The following is a 24,633-nucleotide window of genomic DNA, read 5'->3' on the forward strand; positions in this document are numbered from 1 at the left end:
GCCGCCGCCTATCGGCCGCACTGTCGCCACGCGCGCCGGGACACGGAAAAGGAGACGGAAATTGCTGATCCGCGAGGGCGTGGCCCGCACGCCGGACGACCGCTTCGCCGGCCTGCCCGATTTCCCTTTCGCGCCCCATTATCACATGGCGCTGGACGCGCGGCTGGGGCCGCTGCGCATGCATTATCTGGACGAAGGCCCACACGACGCGCCGGTGATGCTGCTGCTGCATGGGGAACCGAGCTGGAGCTTCCTCTACCGCCGGATGATCCCGCCGCTCGTGGCCGCGGGCTATCGGGTGATCGCGCCCGATCATGTGGGCTTCGGCCGATCGGACAAGCCGACCGCGCGGGAAAGCTATAGCCAGGCCGCCCTGGTCGGCTGGCTTGCCGATCTGGTGACGGCGCTCGATCTCCGCCGGATCACGCTGGTCTGCCAGGATTGGGGCGGGCCGATCGGCCTCAACCTGCTGGCGGCGATGCCCGAGCGGTTCGAGGCGGCGGTGGCCGCCAATACGCTGCTGCCGACCTGCGAGCCGCCACCGCTGGGCGTGGCAGGCTGGCCGGGGCCGATCATCACCGCCTGGACCGAAACCTGCCGGACGAGCGACGACCTGGCGGTGAGCGAGGTGATCGCCGCCGTCTGCGTGAGCCGGCCCGATCCGGCGGTGCTCGCCGCCTATGACGCGCCCTTCCCCGATGCCGGATACAAGGCCGGCGCGCTGGCCATCACCGGCTGCATCCCGCTCGCCCCCTCGGCGCCGGGCATCGCGGCCAACCGGGCGGCATGGGCGGTGCTGGAGCGGTTCGACAGGCCGTTCCTGACCTTGTTCAGCGATTCCGACCCGTCGACCATCGCCTGGGAAGCTGTGTTCCAGGCGCGCGTGCCGGGCGCCGCCGGCCAGCCCCATGCCCGCATCGCCGGCGCCGGCCATTTCCTGCAGGAGGAACAGGGCCCGGCCATGGCGGAACGGATCATCGCCTGGAAGCGGGCGGGCCAGGCGGCGTGAGCAGATTCCGATAGTGATCGACTGTCGGGTTTCGGGAATCGCCTAACAACCTGCGGATGGCCGGAAAGTCGGGGGGAAGCGGACTATCCCAACTCGCTCTATATCGTCTTGCTAGCGGTGGTAACGAGCCTTCCATAGCAATAACAATTATCACCCAATGTCATCACCGCGATAAAAACGATAAACTCCGTGGAAATTAGAAACAAAAAATAACAGCAATCCGATAATAAATTCTGGAAGGCATGCGTCTCCACCGCTTCTCGAATATCCCATTAATGTCAACGAGAAGACAGTGAGAATGATTCGAGGAAATAGGAAATTTAGATATCCGTCATTGGAGCTGTATTGCCCGGCAAGCAGGCCGGCCAGCCGAGAGTATAGAATCCAATCGGTCATCAAGCCGAACAGAATTACGAGAGCCAAGTGCAGCATGTGGAGTGACGTGCTCCCCTTTTCTCCTCCACTCATAAGTAGAGTCCGGGGTTGCCAGGGTGCCCTGGCGGGTTGGGTTGTGCAACCCGCCCGGCAGCATTGGCGGGCGTCAGCCCGCCTATCCCGCTATGCGGCCGCACGTAGTTGTAGTCGTCGCGCCATGCCCGCAGCACCGACCGCGCATGGCTGAGGGACGCGAACAGCGTCTCGTTCAGGCATTCGTCGCGCAAGCGACCATTAAAGCTCTCGACGTAGCCGTTCTGCTGCGGCTTGCCCGGCGCGATATAGTGCCACTCGATCCCCCGGTCCTGCGCCCAACGCAGGATCGCGAGGCTGGTCAGTTCCGTGCCGTTGTCGCTCACGATCATCAGCGGCTTGCCGCGAACCGCGATGATCGCATCGAGCTCGCGCGCCACACGAGCACCCGACAGCGACGTATCGACCACCAGCGCGAGGTTCTCCCGCGTGAAGTCGTCCACCACCGCAAGGATACGGATACGCCGGCTGCACACCAGCGTGTCGCTCACGAAGTCCAGGCTCCAACGCTGGTTCGGACCTTGCGGTAACGTCATCGGTGCTCGCGTGCCCATCGCTCGCTTGCGGCCCCGCCGGCGCCGCACACGCAAGTTCTCCTCGCGATATAGCCGCAGCAGCTTCTTGTGGTTCATCACGATGCCCTCGCGGGCCAGCATGGTCCCCAGCCGCCGGTAGCCGAACCGGCGACGTTCAAGCGCGATCTCGCGAAGACGCGACCGCAGGTCGCCATCATCACCACGCCGATGCGCATAGCGCATCGACGATCGATCCACGCCAAGGATGGCACAGGCCCGACGCTCGCTGATGCCGAAGGCCTGCCGAACATCCTCGACAGCCCTTCGACGAGCGGCAGGCCCGAGGCGCTGCACGGCACCTACCGGCTGCGCAAGGCGCTGGGTGAGGGGCTTTGGGCGGAGATGCTTCCCGGGCAGCTTGATGGCGACACGTCCATGCCGCCATACGTCGCCTTCCACTTGTAGAATGTCGCACTGCTCACGCCGTGCTTGCGGCACACATCCCCCGTCTTCGAACCGGCCTCCTGCTCCCGCAAGATCCCGATAATCTGCTCCTCGGTGAACCTGCTGCGCTTCATCGTCGTCCTCCTTCATGAAGGACTCTAGCTCAGACTGGCGGAGTTTCAGGGGAGCACGTCAGGAGGCACAACCTTTCGTCAGCATGATGCCGCCAAATCGAAATGCCTGCAATGTCGTCGAGTCCGGAATGGCTGCTCTGTCGGCGCATCCCGACAGGCAGCAATTGGGTCGAAAATCCCAACAGCGGCCGTGATCCGAATTTGTCCAGGCCACCTAGGGCCGATCGGCTTTCAGCCCTGACGACCTGCAAATGGCGATTTTCGCTCCGCCCCACATCTGAATGTCGATCGGTCCTGGAATCGAGCCCGTTTTCAGTTTGCAGCGGCGGTTTTCCCGATCGGGCTTCGCCTGTGCCGATGGGTGGATGCTGAAACGAGTTCGGCATGACGGATTGGGGCCACGGCGCCTCCACCGGCGCCCCCGCACATCGAGACCAGGCCCCGCCTCAGTCGCCCGCCTCGGCGATCTGGGCGATATAGGCGTCGTCGACGATGCGGATGCGGCCATTGGCCAGCTCGATCACGCCGGCTTCCACCCAGGAAGCAAGCTGGCGGTTGATATTCTCCCGGCTCATGCCGACGAAATTGCCGAGCTCGCTCTGGCTGAGGTCGCCGGCCAGCTTGTGGCCGTCGGCCTTGCCGTCCGTCAGCCGCTTGAGGAAGCGGGCAAGGCGCGGGCCGGCGGCGAAGGCGCGATCGCTTTCGATCGTCGTATCGGTATCGCGCAGGCGGCGCGCCATATCGCGCAGCATCCGGAGCGCGACCTTGGGATGGCCTTCGATCAGCCGTTCGAAGGCGGCGCGGCCGATGCGGAGATAGCGGCCGGCATAGCGCGCGGTGGCCGATGCAGTGCGCGGCTGGCCGTCGAGCAGCGCGATTTCCCCCAGCACGGCGCCGCGTTCGGCATAATCGAGCACGATTTCCTGCCCGTTGGGGGCGATCATGCTGACCCGGGCGATGCCGGCCAGGATCACCACCGCCGCATCGCCTTCGTCCCCCTGCCGCAGGATGGTGTCGCCCGGCTTCATCGCATGGACGCTGGAGGAGGAGAGGAGATCGGCGAGTTCCGCCGGCGTGCAGGCCGCCAGCACCGAATGGGGCGGCAGCATCGCCAGCACTTCCTGGGCATCCATCGTCGGCACGGCCTTCCTGTTCGGCCGGGCGACGGCGGGTAAGAAACGGGTGCCACGCCCGAATACGCTACACGAGCGAGGCGAATCGTCCTTAACGCCCGCTGCCCGGCGGGGACTGTGATTGCCGTCACAGCATAGGGGCAATCCCCGCGACAGGGAAAGCCAAACCCCTGGAATCGAGCCGCAAGATGATCGCGGCCGCCGAAAGATGAAGGAATCCGCCGCCACAGCATCACGAAAAATCGGCAACAGAATTAACGAACGGCAAAGCATGTTCGCCCTAGGGTCGCCCGATATGCTGCCCACGGGTGATCGATGCGCCACGCCTTGCTGAAAGTTCCCCCCCTCGACCTGGCCGATTCGTCCGGCACCGGCGGGCAGGCGAGCCTGCGCAGCCGCATCGCCGCCGATATCCCGCCGGGCGATCCCCGCACCGAGGCCCTGTGGCGCGCCGCGCCGTGGATGGCGGGGCTCAGCGTCACCTGCGCGCTGGTGGTGCTGTGGGGCCTGATGCGATCGGTGCCGGTGACGGCGCTTTCGGCCTGGGCCGCGCTGATCGTGGCGGCGAACTTCGTGATCGTCCGCGCCCGGCGCCGGGCGGCCGGCTATGATTCGGACGAACTGCTGCGATCGCCCTACTGGACGGTGTTCGAGGCGGCGATGCACGCCCTGCTCTGGTCCGCCCTGCCCTTCTTCGCCTTTGCCGATCAGCCGCCCCAGACGCAGATGATGCTGGCCGGCGCGATGGCGACGATGATGGCCGGCGCCTTCCTGCTGGCGCTGGTGCCGCTGGCGGCGGCGGTGTGGGTGGTGGTGATCGCCACCGCCCTGCTGTGGGGCCTGCACAATGCCAGCGACTTCGCGATCGGCGTGGCGCTGCTGCTGATCGCCGGCTATGTCGCCGTGGTGCTGACCGGCTGCCTGACGATCGAGCGGCTGCTGACCCGGTTCATGCGCCAGGCGACCGAGGAACGCGGCCGGCGGGAGGCGATCGGGCTGCTCCTGAAGGAATATGAGGAACAGGGCGCGGGCTGGCTGTGGCAGATCGATGCCGCCAACCAGCTGACCTATGTGAGCCCGCGCATATCATCGATGCTGGGGCGTTCGACCGGCCAGCTTATCGGCCAGTCGCTGCCGGTGGTGCTGGGCTGCGATGCGCGGCTGGGCGGCGCGCTGGTGGCGCGCGAGCCCTTTTCGGGCTTGCATATCGATGTCGAGACGCCCGGAGGCGCGCGATCGGTGGCGCTTTCCGGCACGCCGATCTTCGCCCCGGACGGCGCGTTCGAGGGCTTTCGCGGCGTGGGCAGCGACATCACCGAGATCCGCCGCAGCCAGGACCGGCTGACCCACATGGCGCGCATGGACATGCTGACCGGCCTGCCCAACCGCCAGCACATGCATGAGCTGTTCGCCGACGGCGTGGCCCGCGCCAAGGCGAGCAATGTGCCCTGCGCGCTGATGTTCCTCGACCTGGACGGGTTCAAGCCGGTGAACGACAGCTTCGGCCATTCGCTGGGCGACGAGGTGCTGCGCACGATCGCCCAGCGGCTGCAGGCCGAGGTGGGGCCGCGCGGACGGATCGGCCGGCTGGGCGGCGACGAATTCGCCCTGCTGCTGACCGACGGACAGAGCCGGCAGGCGGTGGAGGAGCTGGGCCACAAGCTGATCCGCGCGGTGAGCCAGCCGCTGATGCTGCCTTCGGCCGAGATCCGCATCGGCATGTCGATCGGATCGGCGATCGCGCCGATCGACGGCGATCAGGTGGACGACCTGCTGCTGAAGGCGGACCTCGCGCTCTACGAGGCGAAATCGCGCGGACGCGGCACCTTCGTCCATTTCGAGCCCCGCCTGCAGCAGAATGCCGAGGACCGCGTGCGGCTGGAGCATGACCTGCGCCAGGCCCTGAAGCGCGACGAGTTCGAGGTGCATTACCAGCCGGTGGTTTCCGCCGTGACGCAGGCGGTGGTGGGGTTCGAGGCGCTGCTGCGCTGGCGCCACCCGGAACGCGGGCTGATATCGCCGGCCATCTTCATCCCCATCGCCGAGGAAAGCGGGCTGATCGCCGATATCGGCGAATGGACGCTGCGCCAGGCCTGCAAGCATGCCGCATCCTGGCCGGGCGACATCCATGTCGCGGTGAACGTCAGCCCCCGCCAGCTGGTGCTGCCGGCGCTGCCCAACGCGGTGAGCGACGCGCTGGCGGCCGCGCGGCTGCAACCGTCGCGGCTCGAGCTGGAAGTGACCGAAAGCGTGTTCCTGAGCGACACGGACGGATCGCTGGACGTGCTGCGCCGGGTGCGATCGATCGGGGTGGGCATCGCGCTCGACGATTTCGGGACGGGCTATTCCTCGCTCGGCTATCTCAACAAGACGATCTTCCACGCGCTGAAGATCGACGGATCGTTCGTGCGCGATGCCGCGCGGCGCAGCGAGACCGTGTCGATCATCCGCGCGATCGTGACGCTGGCCAACAGCTTCCGCATGACCATCACCGCCGAGGGGGTGGAGACGGTGGCCGATTTCGAGCGGATGCGCGACCTCGGCTGCCACCGCATCCAGGGCTATCTGTTCGGCCGGCCGGTGCCGTTCGGGGAAACGCTGGCGCTGGTGGGCCAGCGCTTCGAATATGGCGCGCGGGCGGCAGGGTAAGCCCCGCCGCCCCCGGCAATCAGATCAGGCTGATCCGCACGTCCAGCCCGTTGCGCGTGGCGTGGCTGTAGGGGCAGACGATGTGGGCCTGATCGACGATCCCCTGCGCGGTTTCGCGGTCGACGCCCGGCAGCGAGACCTTGAGCGCGACATCGAGGCCGAAGCCCTGGCCGTCATCGCGCGGGCCGATGCCGACGGTGGCGGTGACGCTGCTGTCTTCGGCGATCTTCACCTTCTTCTGCGCGGCGACGAACTTGATCGCGCCCAGGAAGCAGGCGGAATAGCCGGCGGCGAAAAGCTGTTCGGGATTGTTGCCGGCGCCGCCCGGCCCGCCCAACTCCCTGGGCGTGACGAGGGTGACGGAAAGCGCGCCGTCGGCGGTGGAAGCGGAACCGGTGCGGCCGCCGGTGGCGGTGGCTTCGGTGGAATAGAGCGTCTTCATGGGGCTTGCCTTTCGCTGTGCCGGCGCGGCCTTCGCACCGGGCTGATGGGGTATATATATCGTGCACGATCTAATCGTGCGATAGTTTATAGCTCGGATGGCCACAAGAATATCTTTCTTGCGATCATATCGTGCACGATATATATTCGCCGCGAAGGAGTGCGCCATGCCCGCCGCCGATCATCTCCGCCTCGACGAGCAATTCTGCTTCGCGGTCTATTCCACCGCCCACGCGCTGAACCGCGTCTACAAGCCCCGGCTGGACGCGATCGGCGTCACCTACCCGCAATATCTGGTGCTGCTGGTGCTGTGGCAGGATGACGGGCTGACGGTGGGCGCGATCGGCGAGCGGCTGGGCCTGGAATCCTCCACGCTGACCCCGCTGCTGAAGCGGCTGGAGGGCGCGGGCTTGATCGCGCGCGCGCGCAGCCGCGAGGATGAGCGGCAGGTGATCGTCTCGCTCACCGACAGCGGCCGGAACTTGCGCGAGAAGGCGCGGCGCATCCCGCTCGACATGCTGGCGGCGACCGGGCTGGAGGCGACGGCGCTGGGCCGGCTGCGCGATGCGCTGGTGGGCGTGCGCGAATCGCTGGCCGATACCGCCGAGGAGGAAGCCGCGTGAGCGAAGGCGATGTCCGCATCGCCGGCGACGGGATCGCGGCGACGATCGCCCCGCTGGGGGCCGAGCTGCAATCGCTGACCGACGCCGAGGGGCGGGAGCTGCTGTGGGACGGCGACCCCGCTTTCTGGGCCGGCCGCGCGCCCATCCTGTTTCCGATCGTCGGCACGCTCCGCAACGACAGCTATCGGATCGACGGCGAGACCTATCGCCTGCCCCGCCACGGCTTCGCCCGGCGGCGGCGCTTCGACCTGGTCGAGGCGACGGCGGCGCGGGCCTTGTTCCGGCTGGCGGACGATGCCGAGACACGGGCGGCCTACCCCTTCGCCTTCCAGCTCGACATGGCCTTCGCCATCGCCGGCGGCACGCTGGAGATGAAGGCGACGGCGCGGAACATGGGCGACAGGCCGCTGCCGGCGAGCTTCGGCTTCCATCCGGCGCTGCGCTGGCCGCTGCCGGGCGCCGGCCCGCGCAAGGCGCACCGGCTGGTCTTCGCCGCCGGGGAGCCCGCGCCGGTGCGGCGCGTGGATGCCGACGGCCTGATCGATCCCCTGCCCCGCCCCACGCCCATCGCCGGACGCGAGCTGGCGCTGGACGATGCCCTGTTCGCGGAGGACGCGCTGATCCTGGACGATCTCGCCAGCCGGTCGCTGCTCTATGGCGTGCCGGGCGGGCGGATGCTGGAGATCGGCTTCCCCGACATGCCGGCGCTGGGCCTGTGGAGCAAGCCGGGCGCGGGTTTCCTCTGCATCGAACCGTGGCAGGGCCATGCCGACCCAGCGGGCTTCGCGGGCGATTTCCGCGACCGGCCGGGCGTGGTGGAGATCGCGCCCGGTGCCGAGCGCAGCTTCACGATGACGATCAAGGTTTGAAAAGGCGCGGGAAGGGCAGGTTTTGCGTGCGGCGCGAGGCGCATCCTCAGGCGAGCCGCGGATGGACCTTCACGTCGCGGGCGATGGCCAGCGCGCCGAAGGCCGCCAGCACGCCGATCGAGCCGGCGATCATGAAGGCGGGGCCGTAGCTGCCGGTCATGTCGCGCAGCAGGCCCGCGCCGAGCGCCGCGACGGCCGCGCCGATCTGGTGGCCGGATGCCACCCAGCCGAACACGATCGGCGCATCGCGATCGCCGAAATGCTGGCCGGCGAGCTTCACCGTCGGCGGCACGGTGGCGATCCAGTCCAGCCCGTAGAAGACGGCGAAGACCGAAAGCGCGACGATATCGAAGCCGGTGAAGGGCAGCGCCACCAGCGAAAGCCCGCGCAGCCCGTAATAGACGAACAGCAATTTGCGCGGATCATAGCGATCGGTGAGCCAGCCCGAGGCGGTGGTGCCGAACAGGTCGAACACGCCCATCACCGCCAGCAGCCCCGCCGCCTGCACCGCGCCCATGCCGTTATCGCCGCAATAAGCGATCAGATGCGTGCCGACGAGGCCGTTGGTGGTGAGGCCGCAGACGAAGAAGGTGCCGAACAGCAGCCAGAAGACCGGCGTGCGCGCGGCCTTGCCCAGCGCGCGGAAGGCGAGCGCCACGCTTTCCCTGGGATGGGCCGGCGGCTCCGGCGGGCGGGGCGCATCGGCGCCATAAGGCAGCAGCCCCGCATCGGCCGGCCGTTCGGGCAGCAGCAGCGCGACCAGCGGGATCAGCGCCGCCGAGACGATCGCCACCGCCATCGCCACCGGCCGCCAGCCGCCCTGTTCGGAAAGCCAGGCGAGCACCGGCAGGAAGAGCAGCGATCCGGTGGCCGTGCTGGCGCTGAATATGCCCATCACGAGGCCGCGATGGCGATCGAACCAGCGCGACGCGACGGTGGCCCCCAGCACCAGCGCCACCGCGCCGCTGCCGAGGCCGGAAAGCAGCCCCCAGGTCAGCACATAATGCCACGGCTCGGTCATGAAGAGGCTCAAGCCCGTCGAGACCGCCATCAGGCCGAGGCCGCCGATCAGCGTGCGGCGGATGCCGATCGTCTGCATCAGCGCGGCCGCGAACGGGCCGACCATGCCATATAGGAAGATGCCGAAGGCCGCCGCCGCCGAGACCGTCGCCCGATCCCAGCCGAAGGCCGCCTGCAGCGGGGTCATCATCACGCCGGGGGCGGAACGCAGGCCCGCGGCGGCCAGCAGCGACAGGAACGTCACCGCCACCACCACCCAGGCATAGTTGCGGCCGAAGGGTCTCGCGATCATGGGGCCGGAGGTAGCCGTGCCCAGGGCAATCGAGAATTATCCTTGGGTATATGTCACGGCCGGCTGCCGAGCAGCGCGAGGCCGAAGCCGATGAAGATGCCGCCGGTCAGCCGGTTGAAGGCGCGCTTCAGGCCGGGGCGGGTGAGGAAGCCGGCGAGCTTCTGGCCGCCGATGCCATAGACCGCATACCAGAACATCTCGGTCGCGGCGAAGGTGGCGACCAGGATCGCGAACTGCGGGATTTCGGGCCGGGCCTTGTCGATGAACTGGGGCAGGAAGGCGGCCGCGAACATCAGCGCCTTGGGGTTGCTGATGCCGATCGCGAAGCCGCCCCGGAACATGGCCGGCGGCGAGAGTGAGGGAACCAGCGCCCGGCCATCGACGTCGATCGGCGCGGCATCGCTGCGCCACGCCCTGATGCCGAGATAGACGAGATAGGCGACGCCGGCATAGCGCAGCACATCGAACAGCCGGGGCGAGGCCATCAGCAGCGCGCTGAGCCCGGTGGCGGAGGCGAACAGGATCAGCACCAGCGCGGCGAGGCAGCCGGCCATCGCCGCGACGCTGCGCCGCGCGCCGAAATGCACGCTGCGCGTCATCACATGCAGCATGTTGGGGCCGGGCGTGCCGCACAGCAGGAACACCGCGAGGAAGAACAGCCACCAGGTGTGAAGCGACATCGGCCCGATCCGTTGGAGGAGACCGGCGCGGTTTACAGGAGCGGAGGCCGCGCCGGCAAGCCGGGCGCGCGATCAATCCCCCGCGCGATCCGCCAGCCGGGCATAAGCGATCGCGGCATCGCGGGTCCGCGGATCGTCCTTGAAGGCGGTGGCGGGATCGGGCGCCTCGCCTATGCCATGGAGCAGCGCCCACAGCGCGAAGCGGCGGCCGGGCTCCGTCTCGGTGGCGAAGGCGATCGCCAGCCGGTCCACGCCGTCCGCGAAGGCCGCGTCATCGAGCGAGGCGAGATCGGCCGTGCCGAAATAATTGGCGAGGAGGGCATCGAGGTCCATGCCCCGCCGTTGCGCCAGCCCGCCGCGAAACGCAAGGCGACGGGCTGGTCCTCCCGCCGCCTTGCCCGGATCACTCGGCGGCCATCGCCACGCCGTGCGCCGGATCGGAACGGGCATCCTGGCTGGCATCGGTGGTCCACGCCCAATGGCCGGCGGGCGGCGCGCCAGTGATGCCATATTCCTCGCGTATGTCCTCCACCTTCCAGTCGAGATGGTCGCGCCAGCACACGATCATCAGCGGCACCTTCCAGTTCTTGCCCTGGGCGGCGCCGATATCCTCGGCCTCCAGCATCTCCGGGATCACCTGCGGGTAATAGAGCCCCATCTTCATCGTCGTCTTGGCCTTCAGATAGGTGCCGACGCGATTGATGAAGGCTGCCAGCTCCGGCCGGAAATAGCGGAACAGGCTGCGGGCGTTGGCGGCGAGCAGCGCCACCTCCCCGCAGAAGTTCGTTTCGAACCCCGTTATCATATGCTCGATATCGTGGGTGAAGACGCGTTCCTTCAGGTAGAAGGTGTAATCGCTGTCGATCTTCATCCCCTGGAAGAAGTGATCGATATCGTAGCCGCTGTTGGCGAGGAAATCGTGGATCACATGGCCCAGCGTGCCGGGCGGATAATCCTTCACCTCGTCCGCCTTGAAGTCCGAGGTGACGCGCCGATCCAGCCAGCGCTTGAATTCGGGCAGGCGCTGCTTCTCCTCCTCGAACAGGCGGATGATGCCGGGCATGTCCTCCATCTCGTGCAGGATCGCGGCGACCTGCGGGATGAAGGCGGTGTTGGGCAGGTCCGCCCCGTTCCGGCGCAGCATCTCCTGCGCGATCAGCGCGCGCAGGCCGGCATGGTTGAGATATTTGGACGAGCTGATCAGCACCGAGCTTTCGGTGGTGAAGGTGCGCATCCCGTTGTGATAATAATCGATGTCCGCCTGGCTGACGTTCGACATGGCCGGATCCTCCCTTATTCGGCCGCGACGGCGGCGGCGTGGGCATCGTTGGCGGGGGCGAGGAAGGTGCCCGGCGTGGCCCCGGTATATTTGCGGCCGTCGAAGGTCGGCTCGCCATTCACCAGCGTGAGCCGCATCGGCGCGGCCTTGCGGGTGAAGCGCCAGGTGGTGCCGCCCTTGCCGTCCGGCACGTCGAACGCCTTCTCCATCTCGCGGCGCTGAATTTCCTCGAGGTTGAAGACGGCGATGTCCGCGCGCTTGCCGACCTTGATCTCGCCGCGATCGGCGAGGCCGAAGAAGTTGGCGAGCTTGCCGGTCATGACGTGGACCGCCTGTTCCAGCGACATCAGCTTTTCGTCGCGGACATATTTGGTGAGGAGCAGGATATTCTCGCCGCCGCCGCACAGCATCTGCCCGTGCGCGCCGGCGTCCGAGATGTTCCCCACCGTGCGAGGATCGATCATCAGATCGACCGTCAGCGCCTCGTCCTTAGGGAAGGGCGACATGTGCACCGTGGAGCGCGTGCCGTTGGCGAGGATCCATTCGGCCATCGCATCCGAACGGTGCAGCCCGCGGCTGTCGGCATAATCCTTGAGCGTGACGCCGACGGGGCCGGTGCCGTTTTCCGAATCGATCAGGTGCAGGTCCTGCGGATTGTTCATCGGCGAATGGGGCCAGGCCTTCGTATCCCAGCTTTCGCGGGCGCGGGCACGCCAGTCGGGATCGGCGAGCAGGCGGGCCTTTTCCTCGTGGGTTTCGGCCAGCACCACCTCGTGCCAGGCATAATCGTTCGACTGGGCGAAGATCAGCGACTTGACCAGGCTGAGCGTGCTGGTGGGCGAGACATGGGCGATGCCCGGCCACAGATCATAGCCCTTGGCGCGCATGTCAGCGACGCGGGCCTGCAAGGTCGGCAGGATATCCTTCTGGAAGGCCAGCGTCGGCACCGCGCCCGCCACCTGCATGCGGATGCCGCGTCCCTTGGTCAGCCGTTCCAGCCGTTCCAGCGAGGCCGGGCCGGTCTTGCGCATGAAGGTGTCGATGATGACCTGATAGGTCGCGGCCGGATAGCGCTGGAGCACGTCGAACAGCGCCTCGAACTCGGCATCGTCGGCCACCAGCGTCGGGATCGGCCGGTCCTGCCCGTCATGATCGTGGAGATTGTCCGACAGACCGAGCGCGCCGGCGGCCAGCGCGTCATCCAGCAGCTCGGCCATGCGGCGGATCTCCTCCGCCGTCGCCGCGCGTTCCCACGCATCGAGGCCCATCACCGCGAGCCGGATGGCAATATGGCCGACGAAGGCGGCATAATTGGCCGGCACCTTCACCTTCGCCACCATCGACGCCTTATATTCCGACCATTTCCGCCAGTCCCACGGCAGATGTTCGAGGAAGGGACCTTCGGGAATATCCTCGAAGAAGGAAAATATCTTCACCATCTCCAGCTGCGCCGCCTTTTCCGGGTGCAGCGGGGCGGCGGTGAAGCCGCAATTGCCGAGGATAACGGTGGTCGCGCCATAGCCGGGCAGCGGATCGAGATCGGGCTGCCACCACATCGTCGCGTCGAAATGGGTGTGGCTTTCGATGAAGCCGGGGGTGACGTAGCAGCCGTCGGCGAAATGGACGCGCTCGCCATCCGGCTTCAGATCGGGGCCGATCTCCGTGATCGTGCCCTGGTTGATCCGCACGTCCGCGCGATAGGCCGGCGCGCCCGTGCCATCGACGACGGTGCCGCCCTTGATGAGGATATCCGACATTCTTCTCTCCGTTTTCGAGGGTGCCTTTGCGGCCTTATCCCCGGCCGTGATCCGGCCTGACCAAGCGGAGAATAAGCTTGCCTTGCCGGCCCCGCAGCTACATTCAGGGGCTATGGATCATGAAATGAGCCCTTCGGGATCAACTGACGATCCCGTCGAAAAAGAGACCGAGGCGATGCTGGCCGCGCTGCGCCGCGCGCTCAGGGCCGCAGGCTGGACGCAGGCCCGGCTGGCCGAGACGCTGGGCGTGGGCAGCGCCACCGTGAAACGCTGGCTGCACGGGCGCGGGCTGACCTTGCGCACGCTGGAGCGCATCGCGGCGATCGCGGGGCTGAGCCTGGCCGAGCTGATCGAGGGCCGCCGCCCCGGCGACGCGGAAGCCGAACAGCTGACGCTGGCGCAGGAGGAGGCGCTGGGAAAGGATTCAATCCTTTCGACCATCTTCTTCCTCATCCTGAACGGCTGGCCGCCGTCGGAGGCGGTGGCGTCCTTCTCCGTGCCGGCCGAGGAGGTGGAGCGCCATGTCCACCGGCTGGAACGGCTGGCGCTGATCGACCGGCTGCCGAGCGGGCGGCTGCGCGCGCGGCTGGACCCGGCGCATATCTGGCAGCGCGAGCCGCTGCGCCGCCATTTCGACCGGCTGCTGAAGCCGCATTTCTTCGCGCTGGATTACAGCCGGCCGGAAACCATCTTCGGCGCGGAGACGATCAAGCTCTCCCCAACCGGCGTCGCCCGCCTGCGCGAATGGATCGAGACGTGGCGCGCACAGCTGCGAGCGCTGGAGCGCGAGGACCGCCGCACCGCCAAGCTGCCAGGGGAATGGTATGCCGTGCTGGCCGTCGCCCGGCCGATGCGGCAGATCGTGGAGATCAACCGCCGCCAGCGGCAGCGGAAGAATTGAAGGCCATTACCGCGCGTAGGGCCAATATTGGGGTTCGACCACGCGCCCGCGCGGCAGGCGGGTATTTTCGAACGAGATGATCGCACCGGCATTCTCGCCGAGCGGAACCGCCGCCGTGCCAAACACGCCGCGCGCGCCGCCGGTGCCGATCATGAAGCCCGCCTCGCCATGGATCTGGGGGCCGCCCGCCCCCGCGCCCGAGACCCGCGCCGGGGACGCATCGGCGCTTTCGCTGCCGCCGCCGCCCGAGGCGCGGCGCAGCGCGGCATCGGCGTCCGCTTCCGTATTGCGGCCGAGAAGCTGTTCCTTTTGTTCAGGCGTGAGGCTGATGACCTGGCCGCCGGCCGGGCCATCGGCTTCCTCCGCCGCCCAGGCGGGGGCCGCGATCATCGCGGCGAGGAGCAGGAGGGAACAGGATTTCATCATGCCACCCGAGGTGCGCCCCCGGAAATGAAGGCTGGCTGAACATGGGGATAGCCCGCACCGCCCTCCGGCGCCAGCCCGAACGCGCGCCGCGCGGTCAGGCGGGCTGGCGGCCACGCTGCGCGGGTTCGGCACGGCGCTGGACGATCCCTTCCGCCAGCCGGGCCGATACCTCGGCCAGATGATCGAAATGCGCCTCATATCGCGCCATGCCCTGGCTGAGCGACCGCAACTCGCCCTCCAGCCCGTGCAGCTCGGATTCGGGCACCAGCACCTCGATCGCGTCCCAGCGCGACCAGCCGTCCTCCGGCGCCATGCCCAGCATCTGCCCGCGCCGGCTGGCCACCGCCGATCCGATGCGCGAGGTGGCGCTGCCGGGGGCGTGGATCGTGACGTGCGCCACCGGCTCCAGCAGATAGGGCGCGGCGGCGGCCAGCGCCTCCGCCACGGCCAGCCGGCCGGCGGTGCGGAAGGCGAGTTCGGAGCTGTCGACGCTGTGGAAGGCGCCGTCCACCAACGTGACCGCCACGTCCACCACCGGGAAGCCGAGCGGCCCGCGCGCAACCGCATCGCGCGCGCCCTGCTCCACCGCCGGTATCCATTGCCTGGGCACCGCGCCGCCGGTGATGCGATCCTCGAAGCGGAAGCCCTCGCCGCGGTCCAGCGGGCGGATTTCCACGGTCACGTCGCCGAACTGGCCGTGGCCGCCCGACTGCTTCTTGTGCCGGCCACGCTGGCTGCAGGCCTTGCGGATCGATTCGCGATAGGCGACGCCCGGCTGGCGGACGCTGACCGCGACGCCATAGCGCCGCTTCAGCCGATCGAGCGCCACCGCGACATGCTCGTCATTGATGCCGCGCAGCAGGGTTTCGCGCGACTCGCCATCCTGCCCCCAATGGAGCCCGGGATCCTCCTCCGCCAGCCGGTTGAGCGCGGTGGACAGGCGAACCTCGTCCTTCTGGTTTTCCGCCGCCACCGCCCGCACGCAATTGGCGACCGGCGGATCGACGGGCAGGAGAAATTCGGGCGGCGGCGCGCCGATGCCGATCAGCTCGCCCGCGCGCGCCATGTCGAGCTTGGCGATGCCGACGATATCGCCCGCCTCCGCCCGGCCGACCTTAGCGGTCGCCGCGCCCTGGAGGGTGAAGAGCGCGCCCGCCCGCGCGGCCCGGCCATCGGCGGCGAAGAGATCGGCGCCTTCCGCCAGCGGCCCTTCGAACAGCCGGGCGATCGCCAGCCGGCCGATCGCGCTGCCATGCGATATCTTGAGGACGAGGGCGGCGGCGCGATCCACGCCGAGCCGGGCGGCCGCACGATCCGGGGCCGGCGCATCGTGGCGCAGCATCTTGAGCAGGCGGCGGATGCCGTGGCCGTCGGTGGCGGAGCCGAACAGCACCGGCACGACCAGCCCGTCGCGCGTTTCCCGCCCGAGATCGCCGAAGACGAGATTGAGATCGGGCACCTCGTCCGACAGCAATTGCTCGAGCAGCGCATCGTCATGATCGGCAAGCTGCTCCAGCATCGTCTGGCGGGCGGCCGCCTCCTGCGCGCGCAGGGCATCGTCGATCGGCACCTGTTCGGACGCGGCGCCCGGCCGGTAATGATATGCGCGTTCCAGCGCGAGATCGACGAAGCCGGCCACCACATCGCCCGTCATGATCGGGATCTGGCGGGCGACGAAGGGCGCGGCGCTCATCGGCTTCAGCGCGATCAGCAGATCCTCGATCCGGCCGTGGGCCTGATCGATTTTGTTGACGAACAGGGCATGCGGCACGCCCATCGCCTCCAGCCGGCGCAGGGTGGGTTCGGCAAGCGGCGCGCGCGTCGGATCGGGATCGATCACCACCAGAGCGAGATCGGCGGACGCCACCGCCAGATCGGCATCGGCGGCAAAGCCCGCGCCGCCCGGCGCATCGACCAGGACGAAGCCGTCGCCCTGCCAGTCGAAGCGCATCAGGTTGAGCTCGGTCGATCCGCCGCGCGCGCGCGCCTCGGCGCTGGCATCGCCCACGCTGCTGCCGGCGGCGACCGCGCCCTGCCGATCGATCGCGCCGGCGGCGTGGAGCAGCGCCTCCGCGAGACTCGTCTTGCCCGCGCCCGCCGGACCGACGAGCGCGATGGCCCTTATGCCTTTGCTGATCCCCACCATCGCTGCCATCCTCCTGCTGCGCCGTGACCGGCCAGAGCGGTGCAATCGTGATCGTGACGGCAGGGAGGGTCGCGCCATAAGCCGGCGAGCGCAAGCCCCCCGGAAGGGATAATCGCACGCCCCGTCGCGCGGAGGGATCAGGCGGGTTCGAGAACCTCGCCGCCCGCCGCCTCCAGCAGGCGACGTTCCAGCGCCTTGAGGCGGGTGGCGCCCGTCACCTTGTCGCCGGTGAGGTCGGTCACGTAGAACACGTCGACCGCGCGCTCGCCATAGGTGGCGATGTGGGCGGAATGGATCGTCACCTTCGACTGGAAGAGCGCGTGGGCCAGCGCGTTGAGCAGCGCGGGGCGATCCCGGGCGTTGATTTCCACCACGGTATAGCGGTTGGACGCGCGGTTATCGATCAGCACCACGGGTTCGATCGGAAAGGCTTCGGCCCGCGCGCGGGGCAGCGGCTTGGCGGCCAGGCGATCGGCGATGCGGCTGCGATTGGCGAGCGCGTCGTCGATCATCGACTCCAGCCGGCGCAGGCGATCCTCCTCGTCGAAGGGGCGGCCGAACGGGTCCTGCACCAGGATATTGTCCACCGCCATGCCATCGCGCGTGGTGTGGATGCGCGCATCGATGATGCTGCCGCCGGCCAGGTGGATGGCCCCGGCGATGCGATAGAAGAGGCCGGGATGATCGGCGGCATAGATGGTGACGAGGGTGGCGCCGCGTTCGGGATCGGCCACCGCCCCGATCGAAAGCGGGCGATCGCCGGCATCGGCATCGTGGATCAGCCGCATGTTGCGTTCGATCACGTCCACGCCCTCGGCCACCCAATAGGCTTCGGGCAGGCGCTTCACCATCGCGTCGAAGCGATCGGCCGGCCAGCCGAGCCGGTCGCGCACCGCCGCCTGCTTGGCCTCCACCCGTTCCTTCCGCCCGCGCTGCTTGTGGCCGAGGCGCAGCACCTCCTCCGCCGCCTCGTAGAGATCGGAGAGGAGCTGGCGCTTCCAGCTGTTCCACACGCCCGGCCCGACGGCGCGGATATCCACCACCGTCAGCACCAGCAGCAGGCGCAGGCGTTCCGGGCTCTGCACCGCCTCGACGAAATCGAGGATCGTCTTGAAATCGGCGAGGTCGCGCTTGAAGGCGGTGGCGGACATCAGCAGGTGCCAGCGCACCAGCCAGGCGACCAGCTCGGTCTCCGCCGCGGTCAGCCCCAGCCGGGGGCAGAGCTTGAGCGCCACCTCCGCGCCCAGCTCGCTATGGTCGCCGCCACGGCCCTTGGCGATATCGTGGAGCAGCACCGCGACATAGAGCGCGCGGCGCGACACGAGCTGGCGCATGATGAGGCTGGCCAGCGGATGATCCTCGTCCAGCTCGCCCTTCTCGATCGCGGAAAGCAAGCCGATGGCACGGATGGTATGCTCGTCCACCGTGAAATGGTGATACATGTCGAACTGCATCTGCGCGACGACGCGGCCGAAATCGGGCACGAAGCGGCCGAACACGCCCGCCTCGTTCATCCAGCGCAGCACCGTTTCCGGGTTTCGCCGGCTGGTGAGCACATCGAGGAAATAGGCGTTGGCGCGCGGATCGCGGCGGACGCGATTGTCGATCAGCCGCGCGTCGCGCCCCGCCTGGCGCATGGCGACGGGGTGGATCTCCAGCTCATATTTGTCCGCCAGCGCGAACATCTGGAGCAGGCGAACGGGGTCCTGCACGAAAAAATCGTCATGCGGCGTGGTGAGGCGCCCGCGATCGAAGGCAAAGCCTTCCAGCTTGCGCGGCTTCCGGCGCAGGCGCGGCAGCGCGAAGCGGCGGCCGCGCGCGGCGAACTCCTCATCCAGATGCGCCAGGAACACGCCGGTCAGATCGCCCACCCGCTTCGCGGTGAGGAAATAATGCTGCATGAAGCGTTCGACCGCCGATCGCCCCGGACGATCGGCATAGCGCATGCGCCGGGCGATATCGGGCTGGACATCGAAGGTCAGCCGGTCCTCCGCCCGGTTGGTGAGGATGTGGAGGTGGCAGCGCACCGCCCACAGGAAATTCTCCGCCTTCTGGAACTGGCGCAGCTCATCGGGCGTGAGCAGGCCGGTATCCACCAGTTCCGGCACGGACCGCACCCGGTTCACATATTTGCCGATCCAGAAAAGAGTGTGGAGATCGCGCAGGCCGCCCTTCCCCTCCTTCAGATTGGGTTCGACGACATAGCGGCTGTCGCCCATGCGGCGGTGGCGCTCGTCGCGCTCGGCCAGCTTCTCGGCGACGAAGGCGCGCGCGGTGCCGGCCACCACCTCCCGGTCGAAACGGGCCGAGGCCTCGTCGTAAAGCGCCTCGTCCCCCCAGACGAAGCGGCCTTCCAGCATCGCGGTGCGGATGGTGAGATCGCTTTTCGCCATGCGGACCATATCGTCCAGCGAACGGCTGCTATGCCCCACCTTCAGGCCGAGATCCCAGAGCAGGTAGAGCATGGATTCGATCACCTGCTCCGCCCAGCCCGTCTGCTTCCAGGGGGTGAGGAAGGCGATGTCCACATCCGAATGGAGCGCCATCTCCGCCCGGCCATAGCCGCCGACCGCCATCAGCGTCAGCCGCTCGCCCGCCGTGGGATTGTTGAGCGGGTAGAGCCGGCCGGTGGTGAAATCGAACACCAGCCGCAGGATCTGATCGGTGAGGAAGGCATAGCCGGTCGCCGCATCGGTGCCGCGCGTCGGGGCGGCCGCCAGCCGGGCGGCGATCTCGGCCCGGCCATGTTCCAGCGCCGCCTTCAGGATCGCCGTCGCCTCGCGGCGGAGGGCGGCCGTATCCTTCCCCTCGATCTCGTCGAGCCGGCCGGCGATATCGCGACGATCGATGATCGCGCGGCGATTGCTCAGGGATTCGAGGCGGACGGCCATGGCTCTGCCCTAATCAGGTTGCGGCGGTAAGCAAGCTTACTGGCCAGGAACCGCCAGCCCCGTCCACCGCGCGGCGAAGGCCCAGAGATCGGCGAACTCGGCGATCAGCTTATCCGTCGGCTTGCCCGATCCATGGCCGGCGCGGGTTTCGATGCGGATCAGGTGCGGGCGATCGCCGATCCGCGCGGCCTGCAGCGCGGCCACATATTTGAAGCTGTGGCCGGGCACCACGCGATCGTCGGTATCCGCCGTCGTCACCAGGATCGCGGGATAAGGCACGCCGTCGCGGATGTTGTGATAGGGCGAATAACGGCGCAGCACATCGAAATCGGGCTGGCGATCCGGGTAGCCATAATCGTCCACCCAATAGCGCCCGGCGGTGAAGCGGTCGAAGCGCAGCATGTCCATCACGCCCACGGCCGGAAGCGCCGCGGCGAACAGGTCCGGCCGCTGGTTGGTGACGGCGCCGATCAGCAGGCCGCCGTTCGACCGGCCCATGATCGCCAGCCGGCCCCTGCCGGTGATGCCTTCGTTGATCAGATATTCGCCGGCGGCGATGAAATCGTCGAACACGTTCTGCTTGTTGGCCAGCCGCCCGGCATCGTGCCACGCCTTGCCATATTCGCCGCCGCCCCGGATGTTGGCCAGCGCATAGACGCCGCCCATCTCCATCCAGGCGAGGTTCGCCGGGCTGAAGGACGGCCGCGAGGCGATGTTGAACCCGCCATAAGCGTAAAGCAGCGTCGGCAGGCCGGCCTTGAGGTTCGCGCCCTTGCGATAGACGACGAACAGGGGCACGCGGGTGCCGTCCTTCGAGCGGTAGAAGCGCTGTTCCACCACATAATCGGCCGGATCGAACGCCACCTTGGGCACCGCGAAGGGCGTGACCGCGCCGGTCGCCACGTCATAGCGGTAGATCGCCTTGGGCACGTTGAAGCTGGTGAAGGCGAAGAAGGTTTCCGGGTCGCCCGCATCGCCTTCGAAACCGATGGCCGTGCCGATGCCGGGCAGGTCCACCTTGCCGGCGGGCTGGCCGTCGAGGCCGAACAGCCGCACCTCCGTCCGGGCATCGACCAGATAGGTGACGACCAGCTTGCCGCCGACGATGGCGGCGCTGTCGATGGTCGCCTTGTCCTGCGGCACGATCTCCCGCACCGCGCCGGCGGCGTCGAGCGCCACGATCCGCTGGAGCGGCGCGTCCTTGTTGGTGACGAAATAGAAGGTGTCGCCCGCCGATCCGGCGAGCGTCCAGTTATTCTCCAGTCCCTTCACCAGCGTGACGGACGCGGCGCCGGGCTTGCGCAGGTCGATCAGCGTGATCTCGTAACGGTCGTCCGTGCCCTCGGCCGAGGTGACGACCAGCCAGGCGCCGTCCTCCGTCACCTGCGCGCTGTGGCCCAGCTTCGGCCGGTCGGGCGTGGCATAGACCAGCACGTCCTGCGCCTGCGGCGTGCCGAGGCGGTGGAAATAGACCTGCTGATTCTCGTTGAGCGCCTGGAAGGCGGCGCCGGCCGCCGGCTCGGCGAAGCGGGAATAATAAAGGCCGCTGCCGTCCTTCGCCCAGGCGAGGTTGGAGAATTTCACCCATTTGAGCTCATCGGCGAGCGGCTGCGCGGTCGCGACGTCGAGCAGGCGGACGGTGCGCCAGTCGGTGCCGCCGTCCTGCACGGCATAGGCCAGCTTCGTCCCGTCCTTGGAGGGCTTCCATTCGGCGAGCGCGGTGGCCCCGTCCTTCGCCCAGCCATTGGGATCGACCAGCGCGCGCGGCGTGCCTTCCAGCCCGGCGCGGACGTAGAGGACGGACTGGTTCTGCAGGCCATCGTTGCGGGTGTAGAAATAATTGGCGCCCGCCTTTTCCGGCAGCTCGAACCGCTCATAGTTCCAGAGCGCGGTCAGCCGCTGCTTGATCGCGGCGCGGCCCGGCAGGGTCGAAAGATAGGCGTTGGTGACGCCGTTTTCCGCCGCCACCCATTCCGCCACCTTGGGATCGGTGCGCACGTCATTTTCCAGCCAGCGATAGGGATCGGCGATGGGCTGGCCGAAATGATTTTCCACCACGGGTCCACGTTCGGTGACGGGATAGGTGATGGGGGCTGCGATCACGGGAGCGGCGGCGCCAAGCAGGAGGGCTGCGACAAGATTTTTCATCGGCGGCGGGAACTTTCAAGGCGAACGGGCAAAAAGAAAGGCCGGAGACTAACGCCTCCGGCCTCTCATGCAACTTTGCGAAGAAACCTGAAGATCAGGCCGCTTCGTCCAGATCGTCCTCACCGGCGACCGGGCCCGAATCCTGGCCCTTGGCCGAAACGTCGCGATCGACGAATTCGATGATCGCGATCGGCGCGGCGTCCGACGCGCGGATGCCGGCCTTGATGATGCGGGTATAGCCGCCGTTGCGATCCTTGTAGCGCTCGGCCAGCACCTCGAACAGCTTCTTGAGCTGCGTTTCGTCCTGCAGGCGGGCATGGGCGAGACGACGGTTGGCCAGGCCACCCTTCTTCGCCAGCGTCACCAGCTTCTCGACATAGGGGCGAAGCTCCTTCGCCTTGGCGAGCGTGGTGGTGATCTGCTCATGCTTGATGAGCGCCGCCGACTGGTTGCGGAACAGGGCGGTACGATGGGACGCGGTCCGCTGAAGCTTACGACCGCCAACGCGATGACGCATGGTATTTCCTTCCAGTTCGTTCAGGGGCCGTATCAGGTACCCCGGACCAGGCGGCCGTTAAGGGCGCCGCCCATTCCCCTTCTTCGACGTCATCCCAGCGAAGGCTGGGACCTCCCACGATGGAGAGCGGCGCTCCCGTCCGGCGAGACCCCGGCCTGCGCCGGGGTGACGATCGGCGGGAATGCCGCCGATCGTCAGAATTCCTGTTCGAGCTTCTTGGCCATTTCCTCGATATTCTCGGGCGGCCAGCCGGGGATTTCCATGCCCAGGCGCAGCCCCATCGAAGCGAGGACTTCCTTGATCTCGTTGAGCGACTTGCGGCCGAAGTTCGGCGTGCGCAGCATCTCCGCCTCGGTCTTCTGCACGAGATCGCCGATGTAGATGATGTTGTCGTTCTTGAGGCAGTTGGCCGAACGGACCGAAAGCTCCAGCTCGTCCACCTTCTTGAGGAGGTAGCGGTTGAGCTGGTTGGCGTTCTGCTCCGGCTCGCCACCGGCGGCGGGCGCCGCGGCGACGCCGCCGGCCGACGGAGCGGCCTGGACGAGCGCATCGTCGAAGTGGACGAAGAGCTGGAGCTGGTCCTGCAGGATGCGGGCCGCATAAGCGATCGCATCTTCCGGGGTGACGGTGCCGTCGGTCTCGATCGTCAGGGTGAGCTTGTCATAGTCAAGCTCCTGGCCGACGCGGGTGTTTTCCACCTTGTAGGCGACCTGGCGGACCGGCGAGTAGAGCGCGTCGACCGGGATCAGGCCGATCGGCGCGTCGGCCGGACGGTTGGCGGCGGCGGGAACGTAGCCCTTGCCGACATCGGCGGTCAGCTCCATGTTGAGCGACGCGCCCTCGTCGAGGTGGCAGATCACCAGTTCGGGGTTCATCACCTCGATATCGCCGGTGGTGGCGATGTCGCCGGCGGTCACCTCGGCCGGGCCGGTGACGGAAAGCTGGAGCCGCTTGGCGCCTTCACCCTGCATGCGCAGCGCGATCTGCTTCACGTTCAGCACGATGTCCGTCACGTCTTCGCGAACGCCGGTCAGCGACGAGAATTCGTGAAGCACGTTCTCGATCTTGATCGAGGTGACGGCCGCGCCCTGCAACGAGGAGAGGAGCACGCGGCGCAGCGAGTTGCCCAGCGTCAGGCCGAAGCCACGCTCCAGCGGCTCGGCGACGAAGGTCGCCTTGCGCTTGCCGTCGCCGCCCGCCTTCTTTTCGAGGCCCTGCGGCTTCTTCAGTTCCTGCCAGTTCTTTGCGTTGACAGCCATGGACTTCCCCTTGGGGGTTGGACCACGGCGCGTCCGCCGTGGCCGGAAAACTCAGCGGCGAAGGCCCGAAGGCCCCCGCCAAGCACAATCAGACGCGGCGGCGCTTGGAAGGACGCACGCCATTGTGCGGGATCGGCGTCACATCGCGGATCGAGGTGATGTGGAAACCGACCGCCTGCAGCGCACGAAGCGCCGATTCACGGCCCGAACCGGGGCCCTTGACCTCGACCTCGAGGGTGCGGACGCCATGCTCGGCGGCCTTCTTGCCGGCATCCTCGGCCGCGACCTGAGCGGCGTAGGGGGTCGACTTGCGGCTGCCCTTGAAGCCCATCATGCCGGCGGACGACCAGGCAATCGCATTGCCCTGCGCGTCGGTGATGGTGATCATGGTGTTGTTGAAGCTGGCGTTCACATGGGCGACGCCGGCGGTGATGTTCTTGCGCTCGCGACGGCGAAGGCGCTGGGGTTCACGTGCCATGGATAGATCCTGACCTTAATCTCTTGCGTGGCGCCGGGGCGGTCTCTGCGAGGCCTCGCCCCCGGCGGAAAAGTAAGGAAACCAGTCGCCCGGACTGATTTCTATCTTACTTTTTCTTACCGGCGATCGGCTTGGCCTTGCCCTTGCGGGTGCGCGCATTGGTGTGCGTGCGCTGGCCGCGGACCGGCAGGCCCTTGCGGTGACGCAGGCCGCGATAGCAGGCCAGGTCCATCAGGCGCTTGATGTTCATCGCCACCTGGCGGCGAAGATCGCCCTCCACGGTGTAGCCGGCGTCGATCGTCTCGCGGATCTGAAGGACTTCCTGGTCCGACAGGTCCTGAACGCGGCGCGCGGGCTCGATGCCCAGCTTGGCGGTGATTTCCTTGGCCTTGGCCGGGCCAATGCCATGGATGTAGGTCAGCGCGATTTCGACGCGCTTGTTGGTCGGGATGTTGACACCCGCAATACGTGCCACTTGTCTATTCTCCTGCTCCACAGGACGGGTGGCTTCCCCGTCCCATCTCGACGCACCCCGTAGAGAACGAAAAAACGGC

21 protein-coding genes are annotated in these 24,633 nt (G+C 67.6%); 5 read left to right on the forward strand and 16 right to left on the reverse strand.

What is annotated here, in order from left to right; all coding sequences use genetic code 11:
- Positions 1 to 61 precede the first annotated feature (61 nt).
- Complete coding sequence (locus tag G432_RS07935; protein WP_015458311.1) at positions 62 to 1,009, forward strand: haloalkane dehalogenase; 948 nt, start codon at positions 62 to 64, stop codon at positions 1,007 to 1,009.
- A gap of 464 nt (positions 1,010 to 1,473) precedes the next feature.
- Here the strand turns inward: G432_RS07935 and G432_RS22510 are convergent.
- Positions 1,474 to 2,570, reverse strand: a protein-coding gene (locus G432_RS22510; protein WP_443024284.1) for an IS3 family transposase whose coding sequence is annotated in 2 segments (ribosomal slippage) — positions 1,474 to 2,406 and positions 2,409 to 2,570 — 1,095 coding nt in all. Because the reading frame shifts where the segments join, the coding sequence is not laid out codon by codon here.
- 446 nt (positions 2,571 to 3,016) lie between these two features.
- The gene (locus G432_RS07950; RefSeq protein WP_015458312.1) at positions 3,017 to 3,703 is read right to left on the reverse strand and encodes a Crp/Fnr family transcriptional regulator; all 687 of its coding nucleotides are present in this window, start codon (positions 3,701 to 3,703) and stop codon (positions 3,017 to 3,019) included.
- Between the two features lie 327 nt (positions 3,704 to 4,030).
- On the opposite strand from G432_RS07950, the gene G432_RS07955 reads away from it, so the two are divergent.
- The gene (locus G432_RS07955; RefSeq protein ID WP_236626874.1) at positions 4,031 to 6,352 is read left to right on the forward strand and encodes a putative bifunctional diguanylate cyclase/phosphodiesterase; all 2,322 of its coding nucleotides are present in this window, start codon (positions 4,031 to 4,033) and stop codon (positions 6,350 to 6,352) included.
- Between the two features lie 19 nt (positions 6,353 to 6,371).
- Here the strand turns inward: G432_RS07955 and G432_RS07960 are convergent, their stop codons facing one another.
- On the reverse strand, positions 6,372 to 6,794 hold the full coding sequence (locus G432_RS07960) for an organic hydroperoxide resistance protein (protein WP_015458314.1): 423 nt from the start codon (positions 6,792 to 6,794) through the stop codon (positions 6,372 to 6,374).
- 166 nt (positions 6,795 to 6,960) lie between these two features.
- Between G432_RS07960 and G432_RS07965 the strand changes: the two genes are divergently transcribed.
- Positions 6,961 to 7,416, forward strand: coding sequence for a MarR family winged helix-turn-helix transcriptional regulator (locus G432_RS07965; protein ID WP_015458315.1), 456 nt, complete (start codon positions 6,961 to 6,963; stop codon positions 7,414 to 7,416).
- Positions 7,413 to 8,285 carry an aldose 1-epimerase family protein gene (locus G432_RS07970; RefSeq protein WP_015458316.1) on the forward strand — a complete coding sequence of 291 codons (873 nt, stop codon included), beginning with the start codon at positions 7,413 to 7,415 and terminating at the stop codon, positions 8,283 to 8,285. Before G432_RS07965 ends, G432_RS07970 begins: the two co-directional genes overlap by 4 nt.
- 46 nt (positions 8,286 to 8,331) lie before the next feature.
- On the opposite strand, the gene G432_RS07975 is transcribed toward G432_RS07970, so the two are convergent.
- The 5 genes from G432_RS07975 to G432_RS07995 form a co-directional block, all read right to left on the reverse strand.
- Positions 8,332 to 9,597 (reverse strand): MFS transporter, encoded by a 1,266-nt coding sequence (locus G432_RS07975; RefSeq protein ID WP_015458317.1) that lies wholly within the window; start codon positions 9,595 to 9,597, stop codon positions 8,332 to 8,334.
- 53 nt (positions 9,598 to 9,650) lie between these two features.
- Entirely contained in the window at positions 9,651 to 10,277 is a 627-nt protein-coding gene (locus G432_RS07980; protein ID WP_015458318.1) for a LysE family translocator, read from the reverse strand.
- Between the two features lie 72 nt (positions 10,278 to 10,349).
- Positions 10,350 to 10,610 carry a hypothetical protein gene (locus G432_RS07985; RefSeq protein WP_015458319.1) on the reverse strand — a complete coding sequence of 87 codons (261 nt, stop codon included), beginning with the start codon at positions 10,608 to 10,610 and terminating at the stop codon, positions 10,350 to 10,352.
- A gap of 70 nt (positions 10,611 to 10,680) precedes the next feature.
- Entirely contained in the window at positions 10,681 to 11,556 is an 876-nt protein-coding gene (locus G432_RS07990) for a Coq4 family protein (protein WP_015458320.1), read from the reverse strand.
- A 14-nt stretch (positions 11,557 to 11,570) separates the two neighbouring features.
- Positions 11,571 to 13,313 carry an N-acyl-D-amino-acid deacylase family protein gene (locus G432_RS07995; RefSeq protein WP_015458321.1) on the reverse strand — a complete coding sequence of 581 codons (1,743 nt, stop codon included), beginning with the start codon at positions 13,311 to 13,313 and terminating at the stop codon, positions 11,571 to 11,573.
- A gap of 124 nt (positions 13,314 to 13,437) precedes the next feature.
- Here G432_RS07995 and G432_RS08000 point away from each other — a divergent pair, with 124 nt between their 5' ends.
- Positions 13,438 to 14,214 carry a helix-turn-helix domain-containing protein gene (locus G432_RS08000; protein ID WP_015458322.1) on the forward strand — a complete coding sequence of 259 codons (777 nt, stop codon included), beginning with the start codon at positions 13,438 to 13,440 and terminating at the stop codon, positions 14,212 to 14,214.
- Positions 14,215 to 14,220: 6 nt separating this feature from the next.
- On the opposite strand, the gene G432_RS08005 is transcribed toward G432_RS08000, so the two are convergent.
- From G432_RS08005 to rpsM, 8 genes are all read right to left on the reverse strand, one after another.
- Positions 14,221 to 14,637, reverse strand: a complete 417-nt coding sequence (locus G432_RS08005) for a hypothetical protein (RefSeq protein ID WP_139181779.1) — start codon at positions 14,635 to 14,637, stop codon at positions 14,221 to 14,223.
- A gap of 97 nt (positions 14,638 to 14,734) precedes the next feature.
- Complete coding sequence (locus G432_RS08010) at positions 14,735 to 16,786, reverse strand: elongation factor G (RefSeq protein WP_015458324.1); 2,052 nt, start codon at positions 16,784 to 16,786, stop codon at positions 14,735 to 14,737.
- A 137-nt stretch (positions 16,787 to 16,923) separates the two neighbouring features.
- Entirely contained in the window at positions 16,924 to 19,677 is a 2,754-nt protein-coding gene (locus G432_RS08015; protein ID WP_015458325.1) for a [protein-PII] uridylyltransferase, read from the reverse strand.
- A gap of 36 nt (positions 19,678 to 19,713) precedes the next feature.
- Entirely contained in the window at positions 19,714 to 21,825 is a 2,112-nt protein-coding gene (locus G432_RS08020) for a prolyl oligopeptidase family serine peptidase (RefSeq protein WP_015458326.1), read from the reverse strand.
- 94 nt (positions 21,826 to 21,919) lie between these two features.
- Entirely contained in the window at positions 21,920 to 22,342 is a 423-nt protein-coding gene (rplQ, locus tag G432_RS08025; protein ID WP_015458327.1) for a 50S ribosomal protein L17, read from the reverse strand.
- Positions 22,343 to 22,536: 194 nt separating this feature from the next.
- Positions 22,537 to 23,601: a DNA-directed RNA polymerase subunit alpha gene (locus G432_RS08030; RefSeq protein ID WP_015458328.1), complete on the reverse strand. Its 1,065-nt coding sequence runs from the start codon at positions 23,599 to 23,601 to the stop codon at positions 22,537 to 22,539.
- Between the two features lie 88 nt (positions 23,602 to 23,689).
- On the reverse strand, positions 23,690 to 24,079 hold the full coding sequence (gene rpsK / locus G432_RS08035; RefSeq protein WP_010123860.1) for a 30S ribosomal protein S11: 390 nt from the start codon (positions 24,077 to 24,079) through the stop codon (positions 23,690 to 23,692).
- A 106-nt stretch (positions 24,080 to 24,185) separates the two neighbouring features.
- Entirely contained in the window at positions 24,186 to 24,554 is a 369-nt protein-coding gene (gene rpsM, locus G432_RS08040; RefSeq protein ID WP_015458329.1) for a 30S ribosomal protein S13, read from the reverse strand.
- Positions 24,555 to 24,633: the final 79 nt, after the last annotated feature.

This window comes from Sphingomonas sp. MM-1 (genome assembly GCF_000347675.2).
In the GTDB taxonomy this organism is placed as follows: Bacteria; Pseudomonadota; Alphaproteobacteria; order Sphingomonadales; family Sphingomonadaceae; genus Sphingomonas_E; species Sphingomonas_E fennica.

Excerpts from the sequence above, each read along its gene's own strand:
- G432_RS07950 (WP_015458312.1), bottom strand. The coding sequence starts at position 3,703 with ATGGATGCCCAGGAAGTGCTGGCGATGCTGCCGCCCCATTCGGTGCTG.
- G432_RS07960 (WP_015458314.1), bottom strand. The coding sequence starts at position 6,794 with ATGAAGACGCTCTATTCCACCGAAGCCACCGCCACCGGCGGCCGCACC.
- G432_RS07965 (WP_015458315.1), top strand. The coding sequence starts at position 6,961 with ATGCCCGCCGCCGATCATCTCCGCCTCGACGAGCAATTCTGCTTCGCG.
- G432_RS07975 (WP_015458317.1), bottom strand. The coding sequence starts at position 9,597 with ATGATCGCGAGACCCTTCGGCCGCAACTATGCCTGGGTGGTGGTGGCG.
- G432_RS07980 (WP_015458318.1), bottom strand. The coding sequence starts at position 10,277 with ATGTCGCTTCACACCTGGTGGCTGTTCTTCCTCGCGGTGTTCCTGCTG.
- G432_RS07985 (WP_015458319.1), bottom strand. The coding sequence starts at position 10,610 with ATGGACCTCGATGCCCTCCTCGCCAATTATTTCGGCACGGCCGATCTC.
- G432_RS07990 (WP_015458320.1), bottom strand. The coding sequence starts at position 11,556 with ATGTCGAACGTCAGCCAGGCGGACATCGATTATTATCACAACGGGATG.
- G432_RS07995 (WP_015458321.1), bottom strand. The coding sequence starts at position 13,313 with ATGTCGGATATCCTCATCAAGGGCGGCACCGTCGTCGATGGCACGGGC.
- G432_RS08000 (WP_015458322.1), top strand. The coding sequence starts at position 13,438 with ATGAGCCCTTCGGGATCAACTGACGATCCCGTCGAAAAAGAGACCGAG.
- G432_RS08005 (WP_139181779.1), bottom strand. The coding sequence starts at position 14,637 with ATGAAATCCTGTTCCCTCCTGCTCCTCGCCGCGATGATCGCGGCCCCC.
- G432_RS08010 (WP_015458324.1), bottom strand. The coding sequence starts at position 16,786 with ATGGTGGGGATCAGCAAAGGCATAAGGGCCATCGCGCTCGTCGGTCCG.
- G432_RS08015 (WP_015458325.1), bottom strand. The coding sequence starts at position 19,677 with ATGGCCGTCCGCCTCGAATCCCTGAGCAATCGCCGCGCGATCATCGAT.
- G432_RS08020 (WP_015458326.1), bottom strand. The coding sequence starts at position 21,825 with ATGAAAAATCTTGTCGCAGCCCTCCTGCTTGGCGCCGCCGCTCCCGTG.
- rplQ (WP_015458327.1), bottom strand. The coding sequence starts at position 22,342 with ATGCGTCATCGCGTTGGCGGTCGTAAGCTTCAGCGGACCGCGTCCCAT.
- G432_RS08030 (WP_015458328.1), bottom strand. The coding sequence starts at position 23,601 with ATGGCTGTCAACGCAAAGAACTGGCAGGAACTGAAGAAGCCGCAGGGC.
- rpsK (WP_010123860.1), bottom strand. The coding sequence starts at position 24,079 with ATGGCACGTGAACCCCAGCGCCTTCGCCGTCGCGAGCGCAAGAACATC.